This is a genomic window from Candidatus Moraniibacteriota bacterium (assembly GCA_016699795.1).
Classification (GTDB): domain Bacteria; phylum Patescibacteriota; class Minisyncoccia; order Moranbacterales.
In genome coordinates, this window is sequence record CP065011.1 from 419,232 (window position 1) to 444,967 (window position 25,736).

The window sequence follows — 25,736 nt, forward strand, 5'->3', positions numbered from 1 at the left end:
ATGCCGCCTTTTTAATTGGGCTTATAAATAAAATATTTCTCCGCTATCTTGTTCCACTTTTTATCATTAAGGACATTCCTGTACGGGTTTTTGATGATTATCGGGTGGTAACCAGTCCGAGCCATTCCATTTCTGTCTACCAAGTAGATAAAGTATTCTCCATTCTTCACTTTAGCAACATCAATTTCATTTCTTGTCCAAAAAAAAGTAGGTTCCCCTATATAGCTTTTAACTTCTATAAATCTATCCGGAGTACTTGAAACTACCGATTCAAATGAAACTATGTCATATCCGGCAGAAACATCATAATCGGATATTTTTTCAATTTCTGGACTTTTCTGTTCGCCCAATCTCAACCTCTCGAACCCTAACACAAAATTTTCCGCCAACTCACCGTTAATCCTGTTTTCTTCAAGCTGTCGATATAAATCTTCTGCCGTCAACTTTCTTCTTTTTAGGCTTGGTAGCACAGACGAATCGAAAATATCCCTATATTCACCATTAACAACCAACTTACTGGCATTGATGTCTAAACTAGGAATCAAAAAATTGAAATCAATGAGCAATTGCTTGAATTTCGAATATTTCAAACGAAAGGCAGAATTCTTTATCTGTATATTTCTATGAACCACATCGTACGAAAAATTTTCAGGAATGAATATTTCTTTAAAAGCAGAGTCTTTTTCCAATTCGGAAAACGCTTTTTTCAATATTTTAATACGCAGATACTCTTCGCTTTTTAAATTTGCCAAAAAGGAATCGCCGATAATTATCGCCCCATTTTTTGCAATATTGATTATGTTGATTGCCTCAAGGAACGGGACACAACCGTCAAATACAGTCCGGCCATCAATCAGACGGTTACGTAAATATTCATCAATGCCAACAGTATTCCATCTTCCCTTGCGTGCATCAAATTGGTTGAATAATTCCCAAAATAATTTCGGAGTACCGAGGTTTTCATATTTACTGAGTTCTTTTAGCATAATTATCCAATAAAGCTTTGATTAAGTCCGTTTCATCCGAATCATCAATTCTGGAAAACAGAGGGATATCCTCGTCTATTATTTTTTCCATCCGTTCAACCTTAATGTGGAGTTGCCGATCAATAACCTCGTCAATCGAATCCTCGGATAATATGTAATAATAATTGGTTTCCTGGTCAGCAGGCAAGCCGACCCGATGTATCCTATCTTTGGACTGTAAGAAATTAGAGCAATTATAATCCCTTTCCATGTATACGGCGTTATGACATCCTTTATGCAAAGAGATGGATTCAGCGACGGCGAAAGGATTGGCGATAACTACCCGAAACTCAGTATTGAGTGGGTCATTAAATTTTTTGATGATATTCTCACGCTCCACCTGCCCCGTCTCCCCGATAAGAAGCTCGGAATTTATTCCTTGTTTAGATAATAAATCCTTAAATTGCTTCGCGTTTTGCACAAATATGGTCCAAACCAAAATTTTCTCGTTTTGTTTAATCTTTTCCTTCAACAAATCCAATATGCTGGAAAATTTACTCGGTGTCTCCGATTTCATATACAGACTTATTTTTGATAGTATTTCAGAATCATCCTGAAACTCATCCGGCATTTTATTTCCAGAAAAAGTCCTACCGTCAAAATCATCGCTTTCCAGGGTTTCCTTAATTGGCTTCATGAGTAAAGAGGGGTTGGTCGAGGCTTGCCGCAACCTTATCAATTTAGCCTTATTCAAGATGTCCTTTATGGTTGCCGAGTTACTTTTTTGGAATGATTTGATGTACTTCGTTTCAATGAAATCATAAATTTTCCTTTGTTCTTTTCCCATTTCTACATGGATAATCGTTTCTTTTACCGGGGGGAGTTTCAGGTCAGACTTTTTTATTCTAATGAAGTATGGCGATATGTTAGCAGTGAATTTTTTTACTCGCTCGCTGTCAGGCTCGCTATTTTTAGTCATATCAACCAGATTGCCATAATGAAATTTTAATATATCTTTGAACTTAAAGGGATATATAAACTGATACAAATTATACAGGTCTTCATATCCGTTTGGAACGGGAGTACCCGTTAAAACTACCTTCGACTTTGCTTCTTTCGCGATGTTGATGACGCTCTTGCCCCACACGCCTTCAGGATTTTTTATCCTATGCGCTTCATCTACGACCAACATAGTCTTGTGCTTCTTTAAGAAATCGACAATTTCATGCTGTAGGCCGTCAACGCCGCCATGAAATATAAGGGTTATTTCACAGGGATTGCCCGAATACAGATGCTGCTCCTTATGGCTTCTTGATATACTGCTATCCCCAGAAAGTCTTTGCACTTGGGCTTTTTTGCCAAAACACTCTTCGTACTCATTTTCCCAAGGCGCAAAAGCAGACAGGGGGCTGATTACCATAAGCTTATCTACATGCTTAGGATCTTCTTTTGGTAAGTTTTTTAAATATGCGTAGGCTCCATATACAATTGAGGTTTTGCCGGCACCGGGAACTGCAAAGTTACAAGCATTTTGTGCAAAAGCCATGTGGTACGCCGATAACAATTGCAAGGGGTATAGCTTTCTAGTTAATTCCCTTTTAACAACCGACTGAAAGTGATCAAAATCAGAAACAAGTTCCGGATTGTCTTTGAATTCATTGTTCCTTATCTTCCTAGCTTTTTGTGAAAATACATCGAAGTTCTTCTGCTCACGATGATAACTGTCTACTGATTTTTGAGTCTCATCGGACATGCTCTCCTTTATGCCGAATTTTTCAAAAAGTTCGTTTATTTCCCCCAACACATCTATTTTTCTCCCATCTTCAAAAGGTACGGACAACAAGTCTTCCTTCAATGCATAGTGCAGTCGCCTAAAAGAAAACAGAAGCCTCCTGTTGGTCAAGATGCTACTTATGTCACCGCTTATCACATACCTCAAATTTTCCTCATCCAAATGGATTTCGATATTACCCATAAATATTATCCGCCAAGTTCCTTCTTCATATCAAAAGTAGTTTTGTTTATAAGGGTTACCTTGTCGAGGAGCGATTTCTCCGGTTGCTTTCCCTTTTTATTTAAGTTTACTTTTGCAAGCAAATAAATGATGTGATCAAGCAAACTTTCAGGAGATGTCTTAATCAACATATCCGTCGTCATTTTGTTCAATTCCAGAACCTCATTCATGACTTCTGGTTCAGCAAAAGCTTTGTGTTTTTGGTCGATGGACTCAATCGCTCTCTTTGCGGAATTAATGAGCTTGGCCGGCTCATCGGCTGCTTGGCGATTACGGAGCCATTGGTAATGCGTATCTATGTTTTCATTAAGAAATTTGGCTGATTCTTTGGTAAACTTATCATCCCTTGCATCCAAATGTGCCTCAAGGTTTTCCGAATCATAATCAATTTTTTCTTCTTCGTCACTTATTGGATCCACATGTTCGAAATGGAAATCCCTGAAATCTTTCCATATCTTTTCATCACCGAAAAAGTGACTTTCTTTTCGCCCGTAAGCTATATTCCTAAATTTTTTGCCTTCGTACCTTGCACGGATGTAATCAAAAGAAATCATTTTCAGATCATCGACGTCACTGGATTTGTATCCATCAAAAGCGTCCGCACTCCCTCTTGAGACGTTTTCGAATTTTTTTATCCATTTTGTAAGATTTATGAATTGATCCTCTCTTCCGTCCAATTGGGTATATATTCCATCATATTGCAAGTATTGCAGGTAGTCATCCATTATTTTCATCACCTCCAAATATTCCTTTACAGTAGTTTCGCTTTCACCCATCCAATTGGCTATTTTGTCCACACTAACCTTCCTTTGATGGAGTCCTTTGGCTTTTAGATATTTTTCAACAGGATTATAACCCAGCTTTTCATCTTCGCCCATCTGGTACAATGTTTCGAGTTTTTCGATTTCCAAGGGGTCTTCTTCCAATGTGACGGGCAAAACCACTGCCTTAAAATAATCTTTTTTCAGCTTGTTCAAGAGCATGACTCTTCTGTTCCCATCTATAACTATTCCATCCCGTGTGATGATTCCAACTTTTTCTTGACCATATTTCTCTATACTTTCTTCAGTTTTCTTATTCCGGTCAGGCTTTGACTCCCAAAGTAATTTTTCGATACGGCGTCTGCCGTCTTCGCTTTCCACATCAATCTCATGCTTCTGGCTTTCAAGAGATTTTGTTCTGCTCAATATTCGCCCGTTATATTTATTGTAAACCAGGTATGCCAAGGGGATTTTAAACACTGGCATCAATTCCAGTTTCTCCTTCCAAGGGATTTCCTGCTTACTGAACGGTTCCAGTTTTGATACTTCACCTATCTTTTTAATGCGGTTTTCTTTTTCCATATGCTTAATATTAATAAACCAATTTTAATAAACCATACATAGCCATGATTTGGGCGAGAGGAACGGTTTCTTTTGGAAAAAAACCGTTGGTCTCAATGTACTTGAAATAGTTATCATATAAATTGATTGAGTCTGCCATCCCCTTGACTATCAATACTGGATTATTCTTATTGCTGAGGAATAAGTCATCCTCGTATGCCTTTTGCAAATCCTTTTTTGTGGCGATGTTTTTTATAGATTTTTTGTACTCATTGGAACAAGACAGATTTTCGTCAAGAATTTTTTCTATAATTGGCAAGCTCTTTTCATCCAATATCTTTACCTTATGGTCATCTCCTGTACCGAAAAATACGCCCACATGCCACGATTTGGCGATGCTTTCATCTTTTCTGTCAGGATGATAGTTCATAAGATCAACTGTCATGTTTCCTAACTTCAATGGATGTCTACGGAAAAGAGCGTTTTTATTTCTTTTGCGCGGATTGTCAAACTTGTTTTCTGTAAATGTATTCAGATTGTTCACCTTCTTGTAATTTTCAGAAAGTTCCGAAAAATCGATTTTATCGTGACTGATCTCTCCCAATCCCATTTTTTTCCTGATAGTTTTGGCTAATGAATTCCCCATATGGGGGCAAACGGCGTTTCCTACTTGTTTCCACTTGATACCCTCGGAACCTACAAATTGGTACACATAAGGAAATCCCATAAGACAAGCGATTTCCCTTATAGTAGGCGCCCTGTATTCCCCGTCGCCCTTCCTGTTGTATTCCGACTTATAAATTAGAGCTTCCCGTGAACTTGCAGACTTTGTAGCTAGTATGGTCCTGCTAGGCCTGTCTTCGTTCTCAGGGAATGACATCTTTCCCATAAAAGGATGATTCGTCTTTAAATATTCAGCTTTTTCCCATTCAAGTTTGTAAATGCCAGAATCATAAAAGTGATCGGATATCTTTTCTGCCTCCAAAGTTATGCTAGGATAATTAGGATCCGTCCATTTGTTTTTTTTGTTTTTATCATTAGGCTTTGGTATGTTTTTCTTTATTTCTTGTAATTTGATATTGATCTTTTTCGCGCTTTCAGGTCTTAAGAATTCGTTTGTCTTAACCCATTCGCCTGCCACAAACCTTTCCCTGCCTTGCGGAGCGCCAAAGTCCTTTGAGTTGAAAAATCCCCCATTCGTAGTCACCGCTATATCATCAGGTTTTTTACCGATTGTCAACGACCATTTACCAAGGTTCAGATCTTTGAAACTGTATTTGATTTTCACGTGTGTTCGAGATTGTGGAACATTTTCCATATACCACGCCTTTAGCGTAGAGTCAGCCTCGTGTTTTTTCACGGCCACAACCCTCAAATATGCTTCAATCAACCTTATACCATGGGTTTTGTCAGCCTTGCCGGCCTTATTCGACATAGAAAACGAAACACAGGACGGACTGCCAATCAATACTTCTGCCGGAGGCAACTTGTTGATTTCAGAAACATCCCCGGAAGATTTACCCCAAAAATCCAGGACGTTTTTTGTGGTATCTTTTAGGCCGTGATTTAGGTTATGCGTATCGATAGCAGGCTGCCAATTATCAACTCCCATTATCACATCAAATCCTTGCTGTCTGAATCCTTCGGAGAATCCGCCAGCACCGCAAAAGAAATCAATTACTCTAATCTTTTTGTTTTTCATAATGCAAGATGTATGATTAAATTTATCCAAAATTAACTGCGACCTATTCCAATACCAGTCTAACAGTTATTTCATTTTGGATCAACTTTTAAACAACAGCATCGTTTTTTGTCTTTATTTCTTCCTTCATTCTATCGGCAAAGGACCATAAAGTAAAGGAAAACTGATGTTATAGGGGTCTTTTTGCTTAATAAACCCAACCCATCACAGAAATTGATTAAAAATCAAATAAATCAAAGTAGAACGAGTTCACAGGATTGGTTAAAAACCAAAAAAACCTTTGAGCAGGTAGCATTTTTTGCTTTACTTAAAACCTTCTTTGAACGGCAAGGTGCCGTAGAAGTGGTCGTTTAATCAATATTTATCAAATAACTCATACCAGAGATCTGAAAATGCCCTCTTTTCTGAGTTCATTGCTCATCCCTCGGACCCCGATTTCATCCTGAGAGCATACTTTGTCATATCAGCCATATGCTTTTATGGCTTTTGCTTTTCCGTGCGACTCTGGATGTCTGGTGATTCGAGAAGCAAAAAACTGCATAATTTATCCGATGACGAATGGGCTTAGGATTTTTATGTGCTCCGATTGCAGATATCGGTAACTGTATCCGTTTTTCATTTTCCAAGATTTGCTATTTTTTATTGACCTGATAAATTTTTTCAGAATTTTGTCATGGTTGTATAGATACCACCCATCGTTCTTCTTGTCGTGAAAACAAATGAATATCTTTTTTCCCAGGTATTTCTTTTCAAAAGTTAGCCGTCCCTTAAGCTGAACCTTGAGATATTTTTCCCCGTCAAAGCTAATAGCAATAAAATCTGCACCCATCCAGTCGTCAGAAAGTTTAACGGTCGTATATCCATATTCGGCGAAGATGGCCGAGGCTTTTTGAAAGTTATATATTTCTTTCTGCCTAGCATTGAGATCGCTATATTTTATTTTTTCCTTCAACATAAAAGCGACCTAAATCGATTAGATCGCCGAGAAGTTTCCGCTTGAGTGGACGACCCGGCGGAACTCACAGTCAAGAGAACACCAAGTGCCTCTATTGTGTGCACCGAATCGCCCGCTAAAAGGCGCAATAGAGACAAGCATGGCTTGTTTTCTTGATGTTTATTTGACTGTGAGTTCTATTATAAAATACACCCAAACAAAGCGTAATGCAACTTGCGAATTGTCCTGTTTATGAGAGAATGGGTGCATGGAAAATCAATCGGTAAAAATCGTATTCAATGAATTTCAAACTGATCTGCTGATAGGTTTTTTTAGCGACCTTGAAAAACTCAGATTTAAGAATCAGAACAATAGAACGGTTAGCATAAACCCAAATAAACACGACGGCAGCTGGGTTTTTGACATGGATCCTTACGTACCCGCCATCAATGAGGCTTTCTCTCAAAATTTAGGAAAAATAAAGTATTTTGACCGACTAATTGAAGGGTTCAGCTCTTCCAATCTTTATCCGATTGTTAAAAGCAAAGACTCAATAACCGATTGCATAGAAAAACTTTCCCAAAAATACGGGCTGACAAAAATACCCCTAATCTACACCACCGTTTTATTTCCATCCAAAGACAACCTTCCCGCCTTGGTCTGGGCTGAATTGTCTAGCATTGGATGTTTTGAAGAAAAATATTTTGGACATATCGATTTTATAAACGCCGTCTTGGAATTAAAAAAAGAAAAAAATATTGAAATAAAAGGTTTTGAAATAATGAATTTAGACGGGGCGGGTTTCACATTTAAAATTATCTTGGCGCTAAAAAAAGAATTGGGAACCCACTCAGAAAATAAATTGTCTGACGCATATGAAATTTCGATCAAAGACAGGGAGATTTGGATTAATAACACATACCTTATCGGCAAACCTCACGGAGCTGGCAGCAACATGGAATTTTTCAGTTTTTTATTTGAACACCCAAATAAGTTTTTTAGAAAAAGTGAACTACCAGATGGAATTAAAAATGAAATAAAATCAAAAAAATTCTCAAAAATATTAAACAGTTTGGGTTTTAAAGGTGAAATATTAAAGGCATTCTTTCCGAAGAGAAGCACTAAGACGGGGTTATTGTTCAATAAAGTAATTTCCGATAAGGATATTGAAGAAAGAGGCATTAAAAAAGAAATATTTTTGAGGGAATTGGAGTTAGCTAACATAAGGAATAATCCAAAATAGTTCCATTTAGTTCCATATTCCATAAAAATTTTCGGAAAGAGTCATACTGCAAGTATGATTTTTTTATTTTCAAAAAAATATTCCGACCAAGAACTTCTTGAAATTTTCCCTGAAGCCAAAACGATAATACCCGAAAAGATTTCAGAATGGCAGGAGGAGTATGACAAATTGGCAAATGAGATTAAGGGATTTTTGACCGCCGTCTATGAGCGTTGCCCCGAAAAGGATGTGTGGTTCTGGGAAATAGTCGCGGAAAAACTGATGATTCCCGACCTGCTGAAAATAGAGAATCACATCTTACGCCTAAAAAGGCAACAGATAATTGCAAAGGGCAAAAGCAACAGACGCCAAGAAAATTACGAAAAGTTCCAAGAGAAAATTATACTTGCTCGATCCTATCCAATCTACGAACTGGCGCGTGACAAACTCGATCTCAAACCGTCTGGGAAAAACTTTGTGGCGTTGTGTCCCTTCCACAATGAAAAAACTCCCAGCTGCTATTTCTACACAGAGACCAATACCTTTGTATGTTTCGGATGCGGAGAAAAGAGCGACATTATAAAATTTACAATGCATTTTTACGGAGTCGGATTCCGAGACGCCGTAGAGATGCTTCAAGCAAGATGAGTGGTAAAGCAAATAACAAATTAAACGAGATAAAAAACAATATGGAGAAAGAAAAAAATGTGTCGCACGACGCCAAGAAACAACAGTCTAGGGAGAATGAACGATTCGCAAAATTGATCCCAGAGGTACCGACTGACATAGCACTCTGGCGAGAAGTTATCACGGAAAATTTTCCCGAATTGATACTTCCGGCCGAAGTAGGCTTAAGCATAATCGCCCAACTGCTGATAGGCGATATCAAAAATCCGTTTGCCCTCGTCTATGTGGATGTTCCATCTTCTGGAAAAACCGTCGTTTTGAATTTCTTTTCCACCGCCAAAGAACTGGCATTTACGACTGACAATTTCACCCCGGCGTCGTTTGTATCTCAAGCCGCAAAAAAGAAAAAGGAGGAACTGGCCGAAATCGACATGTTGCCACAGATCAGGTACAAGACATTGATTATCCGGGATCTTGCCCCCGTATTTAGCAAGAAAGACGAAAATGTCCAAGAAATGCTCGGGATATTAATCAGAGTTCTGGACGGAGAAGGTCTGGAAACAAGCGGTGGCATACACGGCAAGCGCGGATATACCGGAGACTACCTGTTTATGTTGCTTTCTGCCTCTACCCCAATCCGCCCTAGGATATGGAAAGCTATGGGGAACCTGGGGTCGCGTTTGTTTTTCGTCAATATCGGAGGCGCCGAGAAAAGCGAAACCGCCCTAGCAAACCAGTTAAAGAAGCCTTGCCGGGAAAAAGAAATTTTATGCCGGGAAGTTACTGAAAACTTTGCAAAAACTTTGTGGAGCAAATATCCCGACGGAGTCCTTTGGGATATGGAAAAAGACGAGCAGAGCTTGTTGGAAATCATTGCTCGTCTTGCCAAAATACTGGCACGCCTCAGAAGTTCTATCAATGTTTGGAAAGACAGCAACGAATCCAAAAAGTATGACCACACTCAACCGATTACAGAAATGCCAGACAGGCTGAATCAGCTCCTTTACAATTTGGCTAGAGGTCATGCCATTGTTTGTGGCCGAGAAAATATCACCAAGGAAGATCTTAGCATCGTAATGCGAGTTGCGCTTGATTCTGCTCCACCCAACCGAGCAAGAGTGTTTAAGAATCTCATAAAATCATCGGGTGTGCTTGCAACAAACCAAGTCATGGATATTCTCAAATGTTCCCGTCCAACAGCGCTGAAAGAAATGGAGCAACTTGTTATCCTGGGAATTGTCGAACCGTCTGAAGATTTGGCTGAAGCAAGCAGTTTGCATTTCACAGGCAGACCGGAAAGCGAGATCGCGCTCAAAGAAGAATTCAAATGGTTTCTGACCAATGAATGCCATTTATTGATACATAGGAGCTAAAAGGGTTTATAAACCAAATTTACCCCTATGTTATAAACCGATAATTACTATGATTACCGAATCAGACGCTAAAAAATTTCAGGAACTATACGAAAAAGAAACCGGAAAGAAAATCTCTCTCAAGGAGGCTTTTGAACTGGCAGAAAATTTGGTGGACATGGTTCGGCTTATCTACAAGCCCATTAAAAAGAAGGACCGCAAAGATTGTTAGAATTTTCAATGTCGCTATACAATCTGCATAGACAGTAACGTGCACAAATTGAAACCATTATGGAGGCCAAAATAAAGTATCTAATGTATCTTCGCAAAAGCACCGATAGCGAAGATCGCCAGATACAATCAATCGAAGATCAACGCAAGGAACTGGAACGCATCGCCAGACATCTTAAACTTGAAATTAAGGGAGTTTACCATGAAAACAAATCCGCCAAGAAGCCTGGGCGGGAGGAATTTAACAAGATGCTTAAAGAGATAAGACGAGGCAAGGCCGGCGGAATTCTTTGTTGGAAAATTAACCGCCTAACCAGAAATCCGATAGACAGCGGCGAAATCCAATACATGCTGCAGCTTGGACTGATACAGTCGATCCAAACGCCGGGCAGAGAATACAAAACGACTGACAATGTATTGATGATGTCGGTCGAGACGGGAATGGCCAACCAGTACATCATTGACCTGGGCAGGGATGTTAAGCGCGGCATGGCTTCCAAAGCCGAGAAAGGTTGGCGGCCAGGACTCGTGCCGATTGGATACAAGAACGACAAGGCGGGAGAACAAGGAAGCAAAGTCATCCACGTCGATGAAGAACGCTTCCCGATTGTCCGCCAGATGTGGGATCTTATGTTGACTGGCGATTATTCGGTTTCCAAGATTGTTGACATTGCCAACAACGAGTGGGGTTTGAGAAAACCCACGCGCAATATAGACATGAAGCTCCACGAAAGCCACGGGTACAAAATTTTCACGAACCATTTTTATTACGGGGAATATGAGTGGGTCGGCAAGACATATCAAGGCAAGCACACGCCAATGATAACGCGAGCTGAATTTGATTATGTCCAGAAGCTCCTGGGGATCAAATGCAAATCACAGACACGCCACAAAAACCTTCCTTACCGTGGCACAATCCGCTGTGGCGAGTGCGGATGCTCTATCACGACCGAGCAGAAAATAAAAAGAATCAAATCCAAGAATATCATCAAGACTTTTGTTTACCACCACTGCACCAAAAAGAAATTGGACACCGATTGCCGACAGAAACCCGTATCTTTCGAAGAAATCAACAGACAAGTCATGGAAGAGCTGGACAAAATAACCTTGCCCGAGAGTTTTCTGGCTTTTGCTTTGAAGATTTTGAACCGGGACAATGAACTTGAGGTCGACAATCGCAACATCATGGTTAAAAACCAGCAGAAAGCCCTGAAAGACTGCCAGAACAAGATTGATAACCTGCTGAAAATCTATATTTCACTCAACAACTCCGACAAGGATCTGATAAGCGACGAGGAATTCAAGGGCCAGAAGTCGTCCTTGCTTAAAGAGAAGGCCGGGATCGAACAGAATTTGAACAATCTACGCCAACGAGCAGACGAATGGTTAGAACTGACCGAAAAAACTTTCACATTCGCTGTCTACGCAAAACATAATTTCGCTGAGGGAGATTACGAAACCAAGACCAGGATATTGCGTGCCTTAGGTTCGGACTGCGTCTTGAAAGACAGAAAGGTCCATATTACCTTGCGCAAACAATATCAGATCATCAAAGAAGGCACGGAAATGATAAAGGCTCAAAACCCAGGGTTAGAACTGAATGATTTTGCTTTATCTGAAACAAAAACAGCCCAATATGGGGCCGTTTCTGATGTCTTGAGCGGGTGAGCGGAATCGAACCGCCGTCCTTAGCTTGGAAGGCTAATATAATAAACCATTATACGACACCCGCGGAGGTACTTTTTAAGGAAACATCTCCAGTGTATCAAATCGACAAAAAAAATCAACTCCGTGCTGATCCAAAATTATCAAAAAACATACGGTCCTTAGAAATTCCCATGTTTTCAAGATTATTTTTCATAACTTGTATAAAATTTGCACCCGCAGCAATGAAGTATTGTGTTTCTGGTGTATCTTCTATAAATCCCCTAAGAAAATTTTCATCAATATATTCTCTTCTTCCATTCCAAAGAGAAGTCGAGTGCTCCATGTCTGTCATAGTATTGATTACTTTAATATGAGAATACTGTTGAGAGAGTGATTCTATCCATTGAAATTCAGGAGTTGCTTCAGGTGTGCGATTGGAATTTATAAGTAAGCAAGGAATAATTTCTTCTTTCTTGATAATATGTCGGAGTATACTTCTCATTGGAGAATATCCCACACCAGCACAAATAAAAACAAGATTTTGTACATTTTCCCCCATATTTGAAAGGGAACAATTTCCCATAGGATCAGAAATTTCCAAAGAATCCCCCAGGGACATTTTGTGAATATTCTTTTTGAAACCACTTTCACTTTGGCGCATCAAAAAACTTAATTCCTCTTCATAAGGCGCACTCGCAAAAGAAAAAGTTCTTACATTTCCTCGTGCGTCTGGATATATATCCAATTCTTTGTTAAAACGCAAAACCGCATATTGTCCAGCCTCAAATGAATATTTCTCAGGTCGAGAAAAAGTGTAAATAAAAGTGTTTTCAGCAATTTCTTCTTTTTTTTGAAAATTAATACTTTGCATAATAAATTATTTTTTATTCCAAATATTTCATAGGATTAACATGAGCGCCTGTTGGAATTTTTTCTCCATTTACCGTAGAAATCTCAAATTGTGAAGCACTGTAAACTCCGAAATGTAAATGAGGCCCGGTAGAATAGCCCGTACTTCCAACAGAACCAATCTGATCATTTTCTTTTAAGGAAGCCCCTTTTCCCACTCTCTTTTTACTTAAATGCCCATATATAGTAACTAATTTTTTACCATCAATTTCATGTTCAATAGCTATCCATTTTCCATAAGCAAAATTACCACTATCTCCATCAGCAATCACTTTTCCATCAGCCACTGAGTATACAGGAGTTCCTGTGGATGCTCCAAAATCTACACCATTATGAAATGTATACCATCTTGTAAAGGTTGTTTTTCCATAAGATTGAGTAATTCTGGGTGATTTCACAGGATAAGACAAAAGACCTTTCTTAGCAAACGGCATAGAAGAAAGATCAAGACCATTAATTTTTGCCGCTTCTATAGCAGCTATTTCTTGTTCAATTTCTTTAATTTTTTCTTCCACATTATTAAGTCTCCACGCATATTTTCCCTTTTCTTGTTTCGTTTCTTGGAGAATTTTTTCTTTTTCTTGTGTTGCTCCCTCAAGATAGACACCTTGTTTTTCCAAACGAGTTACTACATTTTCCAAATCTATTTTTTTAGAATCTAATTCTTTTTTTTCTTCTTCCAAAGTCACTTTTGTCACTTTAATTTCTTCTAATATTTTTATCACTCTTTCTTGAAGTTGAGATGTTCGATCTTGAGAAGAAAATATAGATTCTCCCGAAGCATTCGCCAAAAGAGCTCCTGAAAATCCAGATTTTTTCTTATCATAGTAATCTCGCATGAGACTAGAAAGCGCAATTTTCTGAACAGTAATTAGCAATTCTTTTCTTTGTATATCTTGAATGAGTGATTCCGCTTCACGTCCCAATCTATTTGCCGCTTCTTCATTTTCTTGAATATTTTTTTCCACGGTGTCCACTTGATTTTGAAGAGATTTTACTTGAGAAGAAACGATCTGTTCTTGTTTAATTTTCAAATTAAGTATTTTTGAATATGATTCTTTTTTTTCATTCAATCCTTTCAGTTCTTCATTGGCATCATCTAATTTTTCAGTAATGGTTTCTTCTGCCTGAACAAAAGAAATCATTCCCCCTTGAAAACATGCTAAAAATAAAACAAAAATAAATGTTTTATTAAAGAATTTTTGTGTATATTTTTTTCTCATATGTTTATTCTCCAATAATAACAACGATCGCATGAGAAATCTCATCTCCTTTAGCTCCTTTTTGAACAGTTACTTCTCCATATCCGCCCAAAGATTTAATTGTTCGAGACACCTCATCAGCAACTGTTTTTTCTTCTTTGTAGTAGACTGTCACACCCTTATACGCATACGAAGAAGCATTTGATGCTACTATTTTTTCAAATCCATTCTTTTTCAGACTTTCAGCAAGTTTACCAGCAACACCCTTCGCACCACCTCCATTAAGAACAGCTATATCAATTTTTTTTGTTACTAATTCTTCAGAAGCTTCCCCTTCTTTTTCTTCTTCTTTTGCCTCTTCTTTTTCTGTTTCTGTGGCAAGTTTATCATTCATTTCCTTCATCAAAAGAGAATTATCAAGTTTTTCTTTTGCGATCTGATCTATAGAAACACCATTTTCTTTAAAAATCTCTTTTCGATTATCGATAAACCAGGACGAGCCATAGCCGACAATAACAATAAGGAAAATGAGTGAAATTATGGTGAAAAAAGATTGTATCATACGGTAATAGTATAACACAAAAAAAGAAAAATAAAAAATATTATATTTTCTCGCATTAAAATCAAAATAGACACTCTAGAAAAAATAAGGTAACCTAAAAATATAATTCTATTTTTAAATATATGGAAAAAACATTACAAAAGAAAGGAGAAAAAATTCTTATCATCACACTTTTTATTCTTTCTTTAGTCCAATTTGCAGAATCAGGAACGAATAGTATTCATCATATACTCGCTAAATTTCTTCGTGTTTCTATTGAAAATTTTACATTTCTTGATCCCATTATAAGTAGCATTTCAGCCCTGGGAAGTGCTTTTGTTCTCTTTGGATCAATACTTTGGTGGAAAAGTCGACCTTCCTCAAAAATAACACTTCTCACTGGTTTTACATTTCTTATCTTTAAAAATATTTTTGATATTTTTAATCAGGTACTCCTCGTGCGAGAAAAATATTCTCTCATAACAGAAAAACATCTTTCCACACTTACTAACGATATCATGGCGAATCTTATCCAAATAATGCTTTGGGTAATTCTTTTTATTTATTTTATGAGAAAAAATCCAAGTATCCAAAAACAAACAAAAGAAATTGAAAAAAAAGAAACCCCTTCTACCACAGAATGAGTTGCTTTCGAATCTTTTTATGATCAGGGAATGTAAGAGAAACGAGTTCCCAAAACTTTTCTGAATGGTTCATTTCTTTAATGTGGCACAATTCATGAACTATAATGTAATGCGCTAAATTAAGAGGAAGAAAAAGAATTTTATAATGGAAACTTAAAGTTCCTGAACTTGAACAACTACCCCAACGCGAGCGCTGATTCCGTATAGATATTTTCTCGTAAGAAAATCCATAATAAGCATTACATTCCTTAATTTCTCTTATAACAAAAGCGTGCGCCTTCTTTTTTAAAGAAAGATATTCTTCCTGATCATAATAACTTGATACAATTTTTTTATTTTTTTCACTCTGGCGAAGTTTTTCTTTCACCCAATGAGAATGTTTCAAAAGAAATTGTTCCGCACTTGGTCGTCCAAAACCAAAGGGAACAGTGACAACACAATGATTGTCACTGTAAAAAATTATACGGAAACTTTTTGCTCGACGATCTTTTCGGAGAACATACCGAAAATCTATTTCTCCCAATCGAATACAAAAAAACCGAGAATTCATACGGTTAAGATAACTCTATATATCACTTCTTAAAATCTATTTTCATTCTCGTGTCAAAATCTACATTCTTTATAATTTCTCACAACAAGATTGTATTTTTTACTTTGAAGAAAATGTAGCTGTATTCTTAAACTCAAACTCTATGGTCGGAGCACCCGGAATCGAACCGGGACTACGTGTACCCAAAACACGCGTACTACCACTATACTATGCTCCGATAAAGAAAGTATACCACAGTATATCCTCTCTTTTCAAACAACACAATCCCGAAATGTTTCGGGATTGTGTAGCTATCCTTTTTTATTTTGAAAGAAAAAGAGCTCGCCTCATAAAACCTTGACCTAAACTCGTCCAAAACTTATGAGGCGAGCTCTTATATAAAACTCTATTTCACTGCTTCTTTCAATGCTTTTCCAGAGGTAAATTTAGGAACTTTCATTGCTGGAATAGTGATTTTTGCCTTTGTTTGAGGGTTAATTCCTACTCGTGAAGCTCTTTGTGAAACACGAAATGTTCCGAAACCGGTAATGGTGACTTTATTTCCCAAACGAATTTGTTGAGTAATTTCATCAACTAAAGCATCGATAACTGCTTCAACATTCTTCTTCGAGAGATCGGTCGTTACGGATACTGCACTTACGAGTCCGTCTTTGGTAACGCTTGTCATATAATCCACCTCCTTTCTTTTTGTTACTGGTTTTTCCAAGCCTTTTTAGCTCGGGTAGCCCTATTGTATACCATTCTTCAAACCTGACAAGAGTCTTTCTAAAAAATCTCAGGAATTTTCTCAAAAATACTTGTTCTATTGCTTTAAATAGCAATAAATTACTAACGTGCTATTTCAACAGCGCGAGTTTCACGCATAACATTGACTCGTATTTCTCCAGGATATTGAAGTTCACTTTGTATTCTATCTGCAATATCCTTTGCCAAAAGAGCCATTTTTGGATCATCAATTTTTTCAGGATTTACAAATACACGGACTTCTCTTCCTGCTTGTATAGCATATGTTTTTTCAACACCTTCAAAGCTATTCACTAAGCCCTCTAACTCTTCAAGTCTCTTGATGTAGTTTTCTACTGTATCACGTCTAGCCCCAGGACGGCTCGCAGAAATAGCATCTGCAGCAGTAACGATAAATGCTTCTGGAGTTGCATAGGGATATTCCTCATGATGAGATCTCATAGCGTGAATAACTTCTTTTCCCATATTGAATTTCTCCAATATTTTTATTCCAATGTTTACATGAGTTCCTTCCACCTTATGATCAAGTGCTTTTCCTATGTCATGAAAAAGACCCGCTTTCTTCGCTACATTAACATCGTAACCAAGTTCAGCAGCAAGAGCTCCTGCAATAAATGCGACCTCTAAAGAATGCAGGAGGACATTTTGTTTGAAACTTGTTCTATATCGTAATGTTCCTAAAATATGAATAAGTTTAGGATGAATCCCCGCAATTCCAAGTTCATACACAGCAGATTCTCCCGCTTCCTTAATATTTCTATTAATTTCTTTTTCTGCAAAAGAAACAGCTTCTTCAATTTTGGAAGGATTAATTCGCCCATCTTCCATAAGATGTTCGAGAGCAATTTTTGCTATCGCTCGACGAATCGGATCAAAAGAAGAAACAACTACCGTATCTGGGGAATCATCTATAATTACCTCCACTCCTGTAAGCTTTTCGATAACTCGAATATTACGACCTTCTTTTCCAATTATCTTTCCCTTCACATCTTCAGATGGTATGGAAACCGTTGAAGTCATAAATTCCGAAGCATGCGAACGAGCATATCGCTGAATCACTTGGATCATGATATTATTTGCTTTTTGCTCTAATTCTTCAACATTTTCTTTTTCCAATTTCACCACCTGTTGAGCAAGTCGCTCTTTAGATTCTTCTTGGGCTCGAGAAAATATTTCATCTTTTGCTTCTTCTAAAGTCATCCCTGAAATTTCTTCCATTTTTTGATCCTCCGCTCTTCTCATCTCATCTATTTGCTCACGAATTTTTTTTATTTCTTGAGCTTTTTCACGAAGCCTCTCTCCATTTTGTTCAATTTCTTCAGAACGATGTTCCAGAGATTCTTCTCTCTTTTCTAAACGCCTTTGTAGATGATTGATTTGTTCTTCTTGATTTTTTACCTTTTCTTCTACTTTATCAAGAATTTCAATGGCTTTATTCTTCGCCTTTACAATTTCTTCTTTTGCTTTTTTCTCGGCCTCTACCATAATACCCACAGCCTTGCTTTCTGCTGTATTCACTTGACCCCTGGCTATAGTTTGTCTTGTATAATAGCCAGAAATAGCACCTACTATAAGAGAAAGAACTACTACCACAAGTAGCGTTAAACTTATCGTCATATCACTAAAATATAACGAACCGCCATCAATGATAAAACATACTCACGTAAAAACGACCGATACTATTTAATCGGTCCGATATTTTTCATTCAATGATGCTAAATGAAAGAATTTCATACTAAATAAAAACGTTTTCTGCAATAATCAGTGTTGCGCGATTCGAAATGTATTAAAATTACGCCTTATCAGTATAGTCCTTTCATTAAGTCTTTGTCAAAATATTTCTTTCCTGGTATAGTTACTCAATAACGAACCCAAATAGAAACTATGGAACCATATAAGCCGGTTGTTCTTATTGTTTTAGATGGATGGGGAGAAAGCCCTACCTTTCGAGGAAATCCTATAAGAAAAGCAAAGATCCTTACTATACAAAAACTTAATTCTTTTTATCCGCTGGCACTTCTCCAGGCATCGGGAAGTTCTGTTGGCCTTCCTTGGGGAGAGCCGGGAAATAGTGAGGTTGGTCACATAACCCTTGGAATGGGCCGTATTATTTATCAAAGCATGCCTCGAATTACCCTTGCCATACAAGATGGAACTTTTTATACAAACCCAGAATTTCTCAAAGGAATTACTTTTTCAAAAGAGAATAATGGAGCAATTCACATTATGGGCCTCGTTGGACAAGGATCAGTTCATTCCTATCTTGAACATCTTTATGCTCTCATGGAATTAGTTAAACGTGAGAAATGCTCAAAAGTCTTCTTTCACCTTTTTACAGACGGAAGAGATTCTCCACCAACATCCGGGGTAGAAACAATAAGAACTATAGCTCTCCGCGCAAAAGAAATGGGTGTGGGAAATATAGTCTCTCTTTGTGGAAGAAACTGGGCTATGGATAGAAATAATAATTGGGATCGGATTGAAAAAGCATACCGAATGCTTGTCTATGGAGAGGGTACTTCTATACAAGACCCTATTCAATATATGCAGGATTCGTATAAGAAAAAAATTACAGACGAATTCATAGAACCTGCGTTCCTTTCCGATGCATCAGGCAAGCCTATGGGTCGTATCCAAGATGGAGACGCTGTTTTCTTTTTTAATTTTAGAGAAGATCGTGCGCGTCAATTAACCAAAGCATTTGCACTTCCAGGCTTTAATAAAATAAAAAAGGATAAAGATCTTGATATAGAATTTGTTACTCTCATTGAATATGAAAAAGATCTCCCTGTATCTGTCGCCTTTAAACCAGAAATAGCTGCTCATTCTTTAGGAGAAATACTTAGTAATGCAGGAAAACGTCAGCTTCGCATAAGTGAAACGGAAAAATATGCTCATGTTACCTATTTCTTTAATGGTGGTTTAGAAGCACCCTTTCCCAAAGAAGAACGCCTCCTCATTCCCTCTCCTATAGTTTCTAGTTTTGATAAGATACCTGAAATGAGTTCAGAAAAAATTACGGACACCGTCATTGAACGTGTCACCACTGGGACGTATGATTTTATTTTAATAAACTACGCTAATCCTGATATGGTTGCTCATACAGGAAACGAAGAAGCAACTATTCAAGCTATTGAATTTGTTGATTATTGTCTCGAACGCCTCATCCCCGTCATTTTAAAAGCAAATGGTTGTATTCTTCTCACCTCGGATCATGGAAATGCTGAAGAGCTTAAAAATCTTCGAACGGGAGAAATCGACACAGAACACAGTATTAACCCTATACCTCTCTGGTATATAACATCTACCAATCATAGACAGAAAACGCCTGAGGCTATCATACGACAACAAAGTGAGGTTATTGGACTTCTTAGTGATGTTGCTCCCACAATACTTGACATCTTTGGTTTGCCCAAACCTGAAGAAATGTTTGGAAGTAGCCTTCTTCCCCTTTTGAAAAATGAATAAGGGGCGGAAAATTTCAATCATGTAAATATTTCGTTTGTTTTGTTTCATTTCTCTGTGGTCAATTCATTTTAATAAATGAAGATACAATTTTAAATTCTACCTTCATTTCTAAAACACACAAAGAAGCTCCAAGAGAATAGTTTCATTTCCATTATTTTTCTCTTATAAAAACACCTCATTAAAAAAAGACTTCGAGTGAAGTCTTTTTTTAATATTACTCTATATTATTACTTTTAGAACAAACTCATTTGTCCAAAAAGGGTAAAAACAAGAAGAGGAACCATTGCGAGTAAAACTGCTAATGAAGCATTTTCATATTCTTCAGTTACTCCTTCGTCGGTCATTTTAGGACCTATTTCACATTGAGCACCAGAACATTCTTCTGCTTCTTGGTTCATGGATACTTCCATTACCTCGTCTATTTCATTTTTCATATATTTGTGTTTTTGATATTTTTTTTATTTTATTTTTTCTAGAACTTTTTTTTAAAACCTTTTTATAAACAAAGAAAAACGGGATCGACCTCACCCGTTTTCTTACGTCTGAAACAATTATAGCACGTTTTACCCCTCAGGTCAACTTATCTATTAAGACACAATTACTTTATCGATAATACCGTATTTCTTCGCCTCTTCAGAAGTCATAAAATAATCACGTTCCGTATCCTGCGAAACTTTTGCGAGCTTTTGTCCGGTATGTTTTGCCAAAATTTTATCCAATCGATCTCTTGTTCTCAAAATATGTCTTGCGTGAATTTCTACATCAGTCGCTTGACCTTGTGCACCTCCCATAACCTGGTGAATCATAACTTCCGCATTAGGAAGTGCCATTCTCTTTCCTTTAGTCCCTGCTGACAAAAGTATTGCAGCACCCGAAGCAGCTAATCCTACACAGATAGTTTGAACATCAGCACTTACATACTGCATAGTGTCATAAATCGCTAAAGCACTTGTTACGGAACCCCCGGGAGAATTTATATACATCTTTATATCTTCTTTGGGACTTTGTGATTCTAAGAAAAGTAATTGAGCGATAATAGCATTAGCCATTGTATCCTCAATAGGCGTTCCTACAAAAATAATCCTATCCTTTAAAAGACGCGAATAAATATCGTAAGCTCTTTCCCCATACGTTGTTTTTTCAATAACCGTTGGAATGAGATAATTTTCCATACAATATTTATTTCTTTTCTAGAATTTCCCAAACCTTATTATTCATAAGCTCTCCTCGACTCAGAGCATAAAGACGATTCATGTCAATTTTTTTCTCAATATCTTTAACCCCTCCGTACTGCGCAAGTGTTGAATTCATATGTGTTTGTATCTCTTGAGAAGAAGGTTCTATTTTTTCTTCTTGAGCAATCTCAGAAAAAACAAGATTTCCCATAACACGTTTTTTTGCACTTTCTTTAAACATTTCTGAGATATCTTCTCGAGTCTTTTTTACCTGCTGTAAATATTGTTCGAAAGATATTCCTGAAGAAGTTACTCTGTATTCAAAGTCGTGAAGCATTGCATGAAGCTCTTCTTCAAGAAGAATTTCAGGAAGTTCCATTTCCACATTTTCTAAAAGAATATCCATAATATGAGAACGTTTCTCCTGCTCTTCTCTCTCATATTTTTCTTGAGTCATTCCCTTAGAAATGCTTAATTTCAAATCAGAAAGATCTTTAAATTTTCCTATTGAAATTGCAAAGGCGTCATTAATTTCAGGGAGTTCTCTTTGTTCAACGACATTGAGCTTTACTTCGAATGTCGCATTTTTCCCAGCGAGATGTTTTGCGTGATACGTTTCTGGGAAAGCGAGTTCGAAAGTTTTTTCTTCTCCAGATTTCATTCCTATAATTTTTTCTTCAAATCCTGGAATAAAAACTCCCGAGCCCAAAATAATAGCATGATCTTTTGACGTTCCTCCTTCAATAGGAACTTTGTCCACCAAAACCTGAAAATCAAGTTTCACATTATCACCTTCTTGAGCTTCCCGTTCAACAACGCTATGAAGAGCTCGACTTTGAGCCAATCGATTAATTTCTTTTGTTACTTCCGGGGAATCGATATCTATCTTCTCACTTGATTTCTCTTTAGAAACAAAATCCTTCACCTTTTCTTTCCATATATCATTCATTTTCACTTCTGGCATAACATCAGTAACAATACGATATTCCAAATCATTCCCTAGAGAAATAGCTTGTATATCTCCTCGAGGCCTTCCTATAACTTGTAATTTATTTTCACGAATTACAGATTCCCAATGTTTTTTCATAGCCATTTCTCCTGCTTCATACAGTATGGCATCTTGTCCAACATTTTGTTCGATTACTTCCCGAGGAGCCTTACCTGGTCGAAAGCCCTCAATTTTCATTGATTGCGCAAATTTCTTTACAGCACTTTCGATATATTTTTCCCACTGAGAAAAAGGGATTTTAGAAATCACCTCTATTTTCGATTTTGGAAGATTCTTAATTTCAGTCATGATTCCTTTTTAAAATTATAAATAATTCAATCTTCTCATTCTCTTAAGATTGCTTTGGAAACTTCTTTGCGTACAATTTCATTCCTTCACAAATAACTTCCATAGCCTCTTTTTTTCCCTCTACTTTTTTTATCTCAACTTTTTTCCCCTCTTCAATTGATTTGTAGGTTTCGAAAAAATGTGTAAATTCTTTTATAGTATGAGGGTTGATATGAGAAAGGTTTTGCATTTTGTCAAAACGAGGATCCTCAAGAGGAACGGCTACTATTTTTTCATCACGTTCACCACAGTCAATCATACGGAAAACAGCAACAGGTCTTACTTCAACAAGAACACCAGGGTGTAATGGGTATGTAGAAAGAACAACAACATCAAGAGGATCGTTATCATGCCAATATGTTTGTGGTATAAAACCATAATCAAAAGGAAAATCCTGCGAAGTTTTCATGGGTCTGTCTAATTTTATCAATCCTGTTTCTTTATCAATCTCATATTTATTTTTATTTCCACGAGGATTTTCAATAATAACATTAAATGACTTGGGAACATTCTTTCCTATTGAAACTTCATGCCAAAGGTTCATACACGTAATACTTAGTTTTTATACAAATACATTTTTAAATAATTTTCCCAAAGAAACAAGTGTTTATCTTATTTCTTTTCTTTTTTCTCTTTCTTCTCTTTTTTTTCTTCTATCTTTTCTTCTATCTTTTCTTTAGGTTCTTCTTGACTATTCGGTTCTTCATCAAGGATGACTTCTTTTTCTGAAACAACATCAATTTGTCTTCCAACAAGTTTGGATGCCAAACGAACATTCTGACCTTGTCTACCAATAGCCAAAGAAAGTTGATCTTCGGGAACAACTACTTTTGCAAAATGCTCTTCTTCATTCAACTCTACACGGATAACTTTTGCAGGACTAATAGCTGCTCGAATAAACTTTTCTACGTCGCTATTCCATTCGATAATATCAATTTTTTCGCCTCCAAGTTCATCAATAACAGCCTGAACTCGAGTTCCTTTTTGCCCAACACAAGAGCCAATAGGATCAATTCCGCTTTCAGCTGCAAATACAGCCATCTTTGTACGAATTCCCGCTTCTCTTGCTATAGCTTTTATTTCCACTGTTCCTGTAAATATTTCTGGAACTTCAAGAGAAAATAATTTTCTTACAAGCTCACTCGCTGATCGAGAAAGAATAATTCCTGGTCCTCGAGGATCAAGATCTACTCGAGAAACGTATACCTTCATTCTTTGTCCAATTCTATATCGATCATTTGGGGATTGTTCTGCTGCAAAAAGAACTCCTGTTGATCGTCCTACCGTCACATAAACAACGCGACCCTCTATTCGTTCAACTGTTCCTCCAATAACTTCACCTTCTCTTTCTTTAAATTCAGAAAACATAGCCTCTCGTTCAGCCTCTCGAATTTTTTGTAAAATTACTTGCTTTGCTGTTTGAGCGGCCACTCTACCAAAAGTATCAAATGATGGCAATTCTTCTTCTACAATATCGCCAACCGATATGTTATTTTTTATTTTGAAAGCATCCTCAAGAAGAATATCCCGTTCAGGATTAAATCGAGATAATTTTCCATCTTCGGAAAAAGTATTGCGTTCAATAATTCCGCGCTCTTCTTCCATTTCGAAATGCTTTTTCTTTCGAGAAGCATTTTCTTTTGCATCTTCTGTGGATTCTTCTTCCACCTGAATAAAATCTCTTGTTGTTTCATCTACTACTTCTTTTATAAGGAAAAAACGAGCTGTTCCCATTTCATCATCAAACTGGGCTCGTATATGCTGTCCACGCTTTCCATAATCTTTTTTGTAAGCAGCAGAAAGTGCGGCTTCTACTGTTTCGATAACACGCTCTCGCGTAATACCTTTTTCTTCAGCTATTTGTCCAAGAGCAATAGAAAATTCTTTAAGTTGAATTCCTCCTTGTTCTTCAGGTTGTACATTTTTTTTCATACAAATTATTATAACTTATTCTTATTCCTTGTTTATTCTAAACTTTTCTTCTTTTACCTTCTCATAATACCATGAGAATTTCAATCTTACGAAAAAAGTCCGCCAACACAGGCGAACTTTGCTTCCTTAAGAAAATAGAATATACCATATACTCTAAGTGCTTGTCAAACTTGACTTTTTTATTAAAATGTGCTATTTTAGAGGGTCATCTTTTCTGGTGGCAAAGAAAATTTTTCCTGACCTTTTCAGGTTAGGATTTGTACTTTAAAAAATTTGGAGTTGCAAGAAAATGAAGAACTTCGTCATTAGAAACCTCAATGCCTTGGTTTTTAGCCTTGGATTGAGCGTGTTCTTTCTTCTCGGTTTTGGAATGGAAAGTATCTTCCCTTGGGGAATCCTCTTGGGAAGCGCTACTTGGACGCTGTTTTATGCGTCTATTGGCATTAAACTCGTTCCCCAAGGTACATGCTGGGCCATTGAAAGGCTCGGCCAGTATGTGGGGGTACGGAAAGCAGGACCTCAGGTTCTCTGCTTTCCAGGGTTTCTCGATAAACCCAGGGAGATCCCCTTAACCTATCAGCACGAGGATCTCTACGTCAATTCAGATGGAAGTGTGAACAAAAACGCTTCTATTGATTTCGAGGACCTCAGTGCTCCTATAACGGCACAGGCCTGGTGGCAGATCGACGCTGAAAACAACGGGGGTTTAGAGGAAGCTATACGAAAGTTTCTCTACTCCGTAGGAGACGCTCGAAAATTCATAGGGGATGTTGTGGATGCATCATTACGTCATGATCTCTCCGAGATGAAGTTCGAAGAAGCGAGGAAAACAAAGGCTACTCGCATGGATACTCTGGCAAAGAAGGATACAGTCCTTGAAGCCCTAGCCCAGATAGGGGTAAAGCTTCGAGATCCCAAGGGGATTTTGATAACGGATATCATTCTCCCTCCGGAGCTTGAAGAGCTTCAATCTCTCGCGTTCAAAGGTGAGAGAGAGGCTAAAGAGTCTGCTAACAAGAGTATTGGCTATGCTCTTGCCATAAAGGAGATTATCCGGGCTGCCAAAGAAAATGATGGCCGAGTTCTCTCCTGGGAGGAAGCGCAAGACATCTACTTTCGAAACAAAGGTTTAGAAGCCTTTGCTTCTTCGGGAGCTCATTCCACCTTTATCGGTGGCAGTGTCGCCGATATGATTCAATCGCTGATTAAGCGATAAGGA

The 25,736-nt window shown here is 37.5% G+C and carries 25 protein-coding genes and 2 tRNA genes; 9 read left to right on the plus strand and 18 right to left on the minus strand.

Annotated elements, in window-relative coordinates; genetic code table 11:
- Positions 1–11 precede the first annotated feature (11 nt).
- Genes IPN70_02040 through IPN70_02055 form a run of 4 tightly spaced genes read right to left on the minus strand, consistent with a single transcriptional unit; the run spans position 12 to position 6,003 of the window.
- Entirely contained in the window at positions 12–986 is a 975-nt protein-coding gene (locus tag IPN70_02040; GenBank protein QQS61689.1) for a DUF3883 domain-containing protein, read from the minus strand.
- Positions 967–2,940, minus strand: a complete 1,974-nt coding sequence (locus IPN70_02045) for a DEAD/DEAH box helicase (protein ID QQS61690.1) — start codon at positions 2,938–2,940, stop codon at positions 967–969. The genes IPN70_02040 and IPN70_02045 overlap by 20 nt, the downstream gene beginning before the upstream one ends.
- A 5-nt stretch (positions 2,941–2,945) precedes the next feature.
- Positions 2,946–4,322: a hypothetical protein gene (locus IPN70_02050; GenBank protein ID QQS61691.1), complete on the minus strand. Its 1,377-nt coding sequence runs from the start codon at positions 4,320–4,322 to the stop codon at positions 2,946–2,948.
- A gap of 10 nt (positions 4,323–4,332) precedes the next feature.
- Positions 4,333–6,003 (minus strand): DNA cytosine methyltransferase, encoded by a 1,671-nt coding sequence (locus tag IPN70_02055; GenBank protein QQS61692.1) that lies wholly within the window; start codon positions 6,001–6,003, stop codon positions 4,333–4,335.
- A gap of 183 nt (positions 6,004–6,186) precedes the next feature.
- Here IPN70_02055 and IPN70_02060 point away from each other — a divergent pair, with 183 nt between their 5' ends.
- On the plus strand, positions 6,187–6,357 hold the full coding sequence (locus tag IPN70_02060) for a hypothetical protein (GenBank protein QQS61693.1): 171 nt from the start codon (positions 6,187–6,189) through the stop codon (positions 6,355–6,357).
- 190 nt (positions 6,358–6,547) lie between these two features.
- Here IPN70_02060 and IPN70_02065 read toward each other — a convergent pair whose 3' ends face one another.
- Complete coding sequence (locus tag IPN70_02065) at positions 6,548–6,958, minus strand: hypothetical protein (GenBank protein QQS61694.1); 411 nt, start codon at positions 6,956–6,958, stop codon at positions 6,548–6,550.
- Between the two features lie 247 nt (positions 6,959–7,205).
- On the opposite strand from IPN70_02065, the gene IPN70_02070 reads away from it, so the two are divergent.
- Genes IPN70_02070 through IPN70_02090 form a run of 5 tightly spaced genes read left to right on the plus strand, consistent with a single transcriptional unit; the run spans position 7,206 to position 12,037 of the window.
- Positions 7,206–8,180 carry a hypothetical protein gene (locus IPN70_02070; protein ID QQS61695.1) on the plus strand — a complete coding sequence of 325 codons (975 nt, stop codon included), beginning with the start codon at positions 7,206–7,208 and terminating at the stop codon, positions 8,178–8,180.
- A gap of 54 nt (positions 8,181–8,234) precedes the next feature.
- Positions 8,235–8,807, plus strand: a complete 573-nt coding sequence (locus IPN70_02075) for a tryptophan 7-halogenase (GenBank protein QQS61696.1) — start codon at positions 8,235–8,237, stop codon at positions 8,805–8,807.
- On the plus strand, positions 8,804–10,159 hold the full coding sequence (locus IPN70_02080) for a hypothetical protein (GenBank protein QQS61697.1): 1,356 nt from the start codon (positions 8,804–8,806) through the stop codon (positions 10,157–10,159). The genes IPN70_02075 and IPN70_02080 overlap by 4 nt, the downstream gene beginning before the upstream one ends.
- A 49-nt stretch (positions 10,160–10,208) precedes the next feature.
- Positions 10,209–10,370: a hypothetical protein gene (locus IPN70_02085; protein QQS61698.1), complete on the plus strand. Its 162-nt coding sequence runs from the start codon at positions 10,209–10,211 to the stop codon at positions 10,368–10,370.
- A gap of 59 nt (positions 10,371–10,429) precedes the next feature.
- On the plus strand, positions 10,430–12,037 hold the full coding sequence (locus IPN70_02090; protein ID QQS61699.1) for a recombinase family protein: 1,608 nt from the start codon (positions 10,430–10,432) through the stop codon (positions 12,035–12,037).
- On the opposite strand, the gene IPN70_02095 is transcribed toward IPN70_02090, so the two are convergent.
- The 4 genes from IPN70_02095 to IPN70_02110 form a co-directional block, all read right to left on the minus strand.
- Positions 12,029–12,101 (minus strand) — tRNA-Gly (locus IPN70_02095). The genes IPN70_02090 and IPN70_02095 overlap by 9 nt on opposite strands.
- A 51-nt stretch (positions 12,102–12,152) precedes the next feature.
- The gene (locus tag IPN70_02100; protein QQS61700.1) at positions 12,153–12,887 is read right to left on the minus strand and encodes an FAD-dependent oxidoreductase; all 735 of its coding nucleotides are present in this window, start codon (positions 12,885–12,887) and stop codon (positions 12,153–12,155) included.
- Positions 12,888–12,900: 13 nt separating this feature from the next.
- Positions 12,901–14,148 (minus strand): peptidoglycan DD-metalloendopeptidase family protein, encoded by a 1,248-nt coding sequence (locus IPN70_02105; GenBank protein QQS61701.1) that lies wholly within the window; start codon positions 14,146–14,148, stop codon positions 12,901–12,903.
- A gap of 4 nt (positions 14,149–14,152) precedes the next feature.
- Complete coding sequence (locus tag IPN70_02110) at positions 14,153–14,689, minus strand: LytR C-terminal domain-containing protein (GenBank protein ID QQS61702.1); 537 nt, start codon at positions 14,687–14,689, stop codon at positions 14,153–14,155.
- A gap of 122 nt (positions 14,690–14,811) precedes the next feature.
- Here IPN70_02110 and IPN70_02115 point away from each other — a divergent pair, with 122 nt between their 5' ends.
- The gene (locus tag IPN70_02115) at positions 14,812–15,312 is read left to right on the plus strand and encodes a hypothetical protein (protein QQS61703.1); all 501 of its coding nucleotides are present in this window, start codon (positions 14,812–14,814) and stop codon (positions 15,310–15,312) included.
- Here IPN70_02115 and IPN70_02120 read toward each other — a convergent pair.
- From IPN70_02120 to rny, 4 genes are all read right to left on the minus strand, one after another.
- Complete coding sequence (locus IPN70_02120) at positions 15,299–15,862, minus strand: M48 family metallopeptidase (protein ID QQS61704.1); 564 nt, start codon at positions 15,860–15,862, stop codon at positions 15,299–15,301. The two genes, IPN70_02115 and IPN70_02120, sit on opposite strands and share 14 nt — an antisense overlap.
- A 143-nt stretch (positions 15,863–16,005) precedes the next feature.
- Positions 16,006–16,079 (minus strand) — tRNA-Pro (locus tag IPN70_02125).
- 168 nt (positions 16,080–16,247) lie between these two features.
- Entirely contained in the window at positions 16,248–16,529 is a 282-nt protein-coding gene (locus IPN70_02130) for an HU family DNA-binding protein (GenBank protein ID QQS61705.1), read from the minus strand.
- A gap of 161 nt (positions 16,530–16,690) precedes the next feature.
- Positions 16,691–18,223: a ribonuclease Y gene (rny, locus tag IPN70_02135; protein ID QQS61706.1), complete on the minus strand. Its 1,533-nt coding sequence runs from the start codon at positions 18,221–18,223 to the stop codon at positions 16,691–16,693.
- A gap of 267 nt (positions 18,224–18,490) precedes the next feature.
- Between rny and IPN70_02140 the strand changes: the two genes are divergently transcribed.
- Entirely contained in the window at positions 18,491–20,074 is a 1,584-nt protein-coding gene (locus tag IPN70_02140; protein ID QQS61707.1) for a 2,3-bisphosphoglycerate-independent phosphoglycerate mutase, read from the plus strand.
- Positions 20,075–20,307: 233 nt separating this feature from the next.
- Here IPN70_02140 and IPN70_02145 read toward each other — a convergent pair whose 3' ends face one another.
- The 5 genes from IPN70_02145 to nusA form a co-directional block, all read right to left on the minus strand.
- The gene (locus tag IPN70_02145; GenBank protein ID QQS61708.1) at positions 20,308–20,472 is read right to left on the minus strand and encodes a hypothetical protein; all 165 of its coding nucleotides are present in this window, start codon (positions 20,470–20,472) and stop codon (positions 20,308–20,310) included.
- A gap of 189 nt (positions 20,473–20,661) precedes the next feature.
- Complete coding sequence (locus IPN70_02150) at positions 20,662–21,246, minus strand: ATP-dependent Clp protease proteolytic subunit (GenBank protein ID QQS61709.1); 585 nt, start codon at positions 21,244–21,246, stop codon at positions 20,662–20,664.
- Positions 21,247–21,253: 7 nt separating this feature from the next.
- Positions 21,254–22,546 (minus strand): trigger factor, encoded by a 1,293-nt coding sequence (gene tig, locus IPN70_02155; GenBank protein ID QQS61710.1) that lies wholly within the window; start codon positions 22,544–22,546, stop codon positions 21,254–21,256.
- A gap of 43 nt (positions 22,547–22,589) precedes the next feature.
- Positions 22,590–23,129, minus strand: a complete 540-nt coding sequence (locus IPN70_02160; protein QQS61711.1) for an inorganic diphosphatase — start codon at positions 23,127–23,129, stop codon at positions 22,590–22,592.
- Positions 23,130–23,197: 68 nt separating this feature from the next.
- Positions 23,198–24,517 (minus strand): transcription termination/antitermination protein NusA, encoded by a 1,320-nt coding sequence (gene nusA / locus IPN70_02165; protein QQS61712.1) that lies wholly within the window; start codon positions 24,515–24,517, stop codon positions 23,198–23,200.
- A 289-nt stretch (positions 24,518–24,806) separates the two neighbouring features.
- Here nusA and IPN70_02170 point away from each other — a divergent pair, with 289 nt between their 5' ends.
- Positions 24,807–25,733: an SPFH domain-containing protein gene (locus IPN70_02170; protein ID QQS61713.1), complete on the plus strand. Its 927-nt coding sequence runs from the start codon at positions 24,807–24,809 to the stop codon at positions 25,731–25,733.
- Positions 25,734–25,736 lie beyond the last annotated feature (3 nt).

What these genes read in the sequence shown, in the direction of transcription:
- IPN70_02080 (QQS61697.1), top strand. Translation starts at nt 8,804, where the DNA reads ATGAGTGGTAAAGCAAATAACAAATTAAACGAGATAAAAAACAATATG.
- IPN70_02040 (QQS61689.1), bottom strand. Translation starts at nt 986, where the DNA reads ATGCTAAAAGAACTCAGTAAATATGAAAACCTCGGTACTCCGAAATTA.
- IPN70_02145 (QQS61708.1), bottom strand. Translation starts at nt 20,472, where the DNA reads ATGAACCAAGAAGCAGAAGAATGTTCTGGTGCTCAATGTGAAATAGGT.
- IPN70_02050 (QQS61691.1), bottom strand. Translation starts at nt 4,322, where the DNA reads ATGGAAAAAGAAAACCGCATTAAAAAGATAGGTGAAGTATCAAAACTG.
- IPN70_02100 (QQS61700.1), bottom strand. Translation starts at nt 12,887, where the DNA reads ATGCAAAGTATTAATTTTCAAAAAAAAGAAGAAATTGCTGAAAACACT.
- IPN70_02065 (QQS61694.1), bottom strand. Translation starts at nt 6,958, where the DNA reads ATGTTGAAGGAAAAAATAAAATATAGCGATCTCAATGCTAGGCAGAAA.
- IPN70_02115 (QQS61703.1), top strand. Translation starts at nt 14,812, where the DNA reads ATGGAAAAAACATTACAAAAGAAAGGAGAAAAAATTCTTATCATCACA.
- tig (QQS61710.1), bottom strand. Translation starts at nt 22,546, where the DNA reads ATGACTGAAATTAAGAATCTTCCAAAATCGAAAATAGAGGTGATTTCT.
- rny (QQS61706.1), bottom strand. Translation starts at nt 18,223, where the DNA reads ATGACGATAAGTTTAACGCTACTTGTGGTAGTAGTTCTTTCTCTTATA.
- IPN70_02140 (QQS61707.1), top strand. Translation starts at nt 18,491, where the DNA reads ATGGAACCATATAAGCCGGTTGTTCTTATTGTTTTAGATGGATGGGGA.
- IPN70_02150 (QQS61709.1), bottom strand. Translation starts at nt 21,246, where the DNA reads ATGGAAAATTATCTCATTCCAACGGTTATTGAAAAAACAACGTATGGG.
- IPN70_02085 (QQS61698.1), top strand. Translation starts at nt 10,209, where the DNA reads ATGATTACCGAATCAGACGCTAAAAAATTTCAGGAACTATACGAAAAA.
- IPN70_02105 (QQS61701.1), bottom strand. Translation starts at nt 14,148, where the DNA reads ATGAGAAAAAAATATACACAAAAATTCTTTAATAAAACATTTATTTTT.
- IPN70_02045 (QQS61690.1), bottom strand. Translation starts at nt 2,940, where the DNA reads ATGGGTAATATCGAAATCCATTTGGATGAGGAAAATTTGAGGTATGTG.
- IPN70_02075 (QQS61696.1), top strand. Translation starts at nt 8,235, where the DNA reads ATGATTTTTTTATTTTCAAAAAAATATTCCGACCAAGAACTTCTTGAA.
- IPN70_02090 (QQS61699.1), top strand. Translation starts at nt 10,430, where the DNA reads ATGGAGGCCAAAATAAAGTATCTAATGTATCTTCGCAAAAGCACCGAT.
- IPN70_02070 (QQS61695.1), top strand. Translation starts at nt 7,206, where the DNA reads ATGGAAAATCAATCGGTAAAAATCGTATTCAATGAATTTCAAACTGAT.
- IPN70_02110 (QQS61702.1), bottom strand. Translation starts at nt 14,689, where the DNA reads ATGATACAATCTTTTTTCACCATAATTTCACTCATTTTCCTTATTGTT.
- nusA (QQS61712.1), bottom strand. Translation starts at nt 24,517, where the DNA reads ATGAAAAAAAATGTACAACCTGAAGAACAAGGAGGAATTCAACTTAAA.
- IPN70_02130 (QQS61705.1), bottom strand. Translation starts at nt 16,529, where the DNA reads ATGACAAGCGTTACCAAAGACGGACTCGTAAGTGCAGTATCCGTAACG.
- IPN70_02055 (QQS61692.1), bottom strand. Translation starts at nt 6,003, where the DNA reads ATGAAAAACAAAAAGATTAGAGTAATTGATTTCTTTTGCGGTGCTGGC.
- IPN70_02120 (QQS61704.1), bottom strand. Translation starts at nt 15,862, where the DNA reads ATGAATTCTCGGTTTTTTTGTATTCGATTGGGAGAAATAGATTTTCGG.
- IPN70_02170 (QQS61713.1), top strand. Translation starts at nt 24,807, where the DNA reads ATGAAGAACTTCGTCATTAGAAACCTCAATGCCTTGGTTTTTAGCCTT.
- IPN70_02160 (QQS61711.1), bottom strand. Translation starts at nt 23,129, where the DNA reads ATGAACCTTTGGCATGAAGTTTCAATAGGAAAGAATGTTCCCAAGTCA.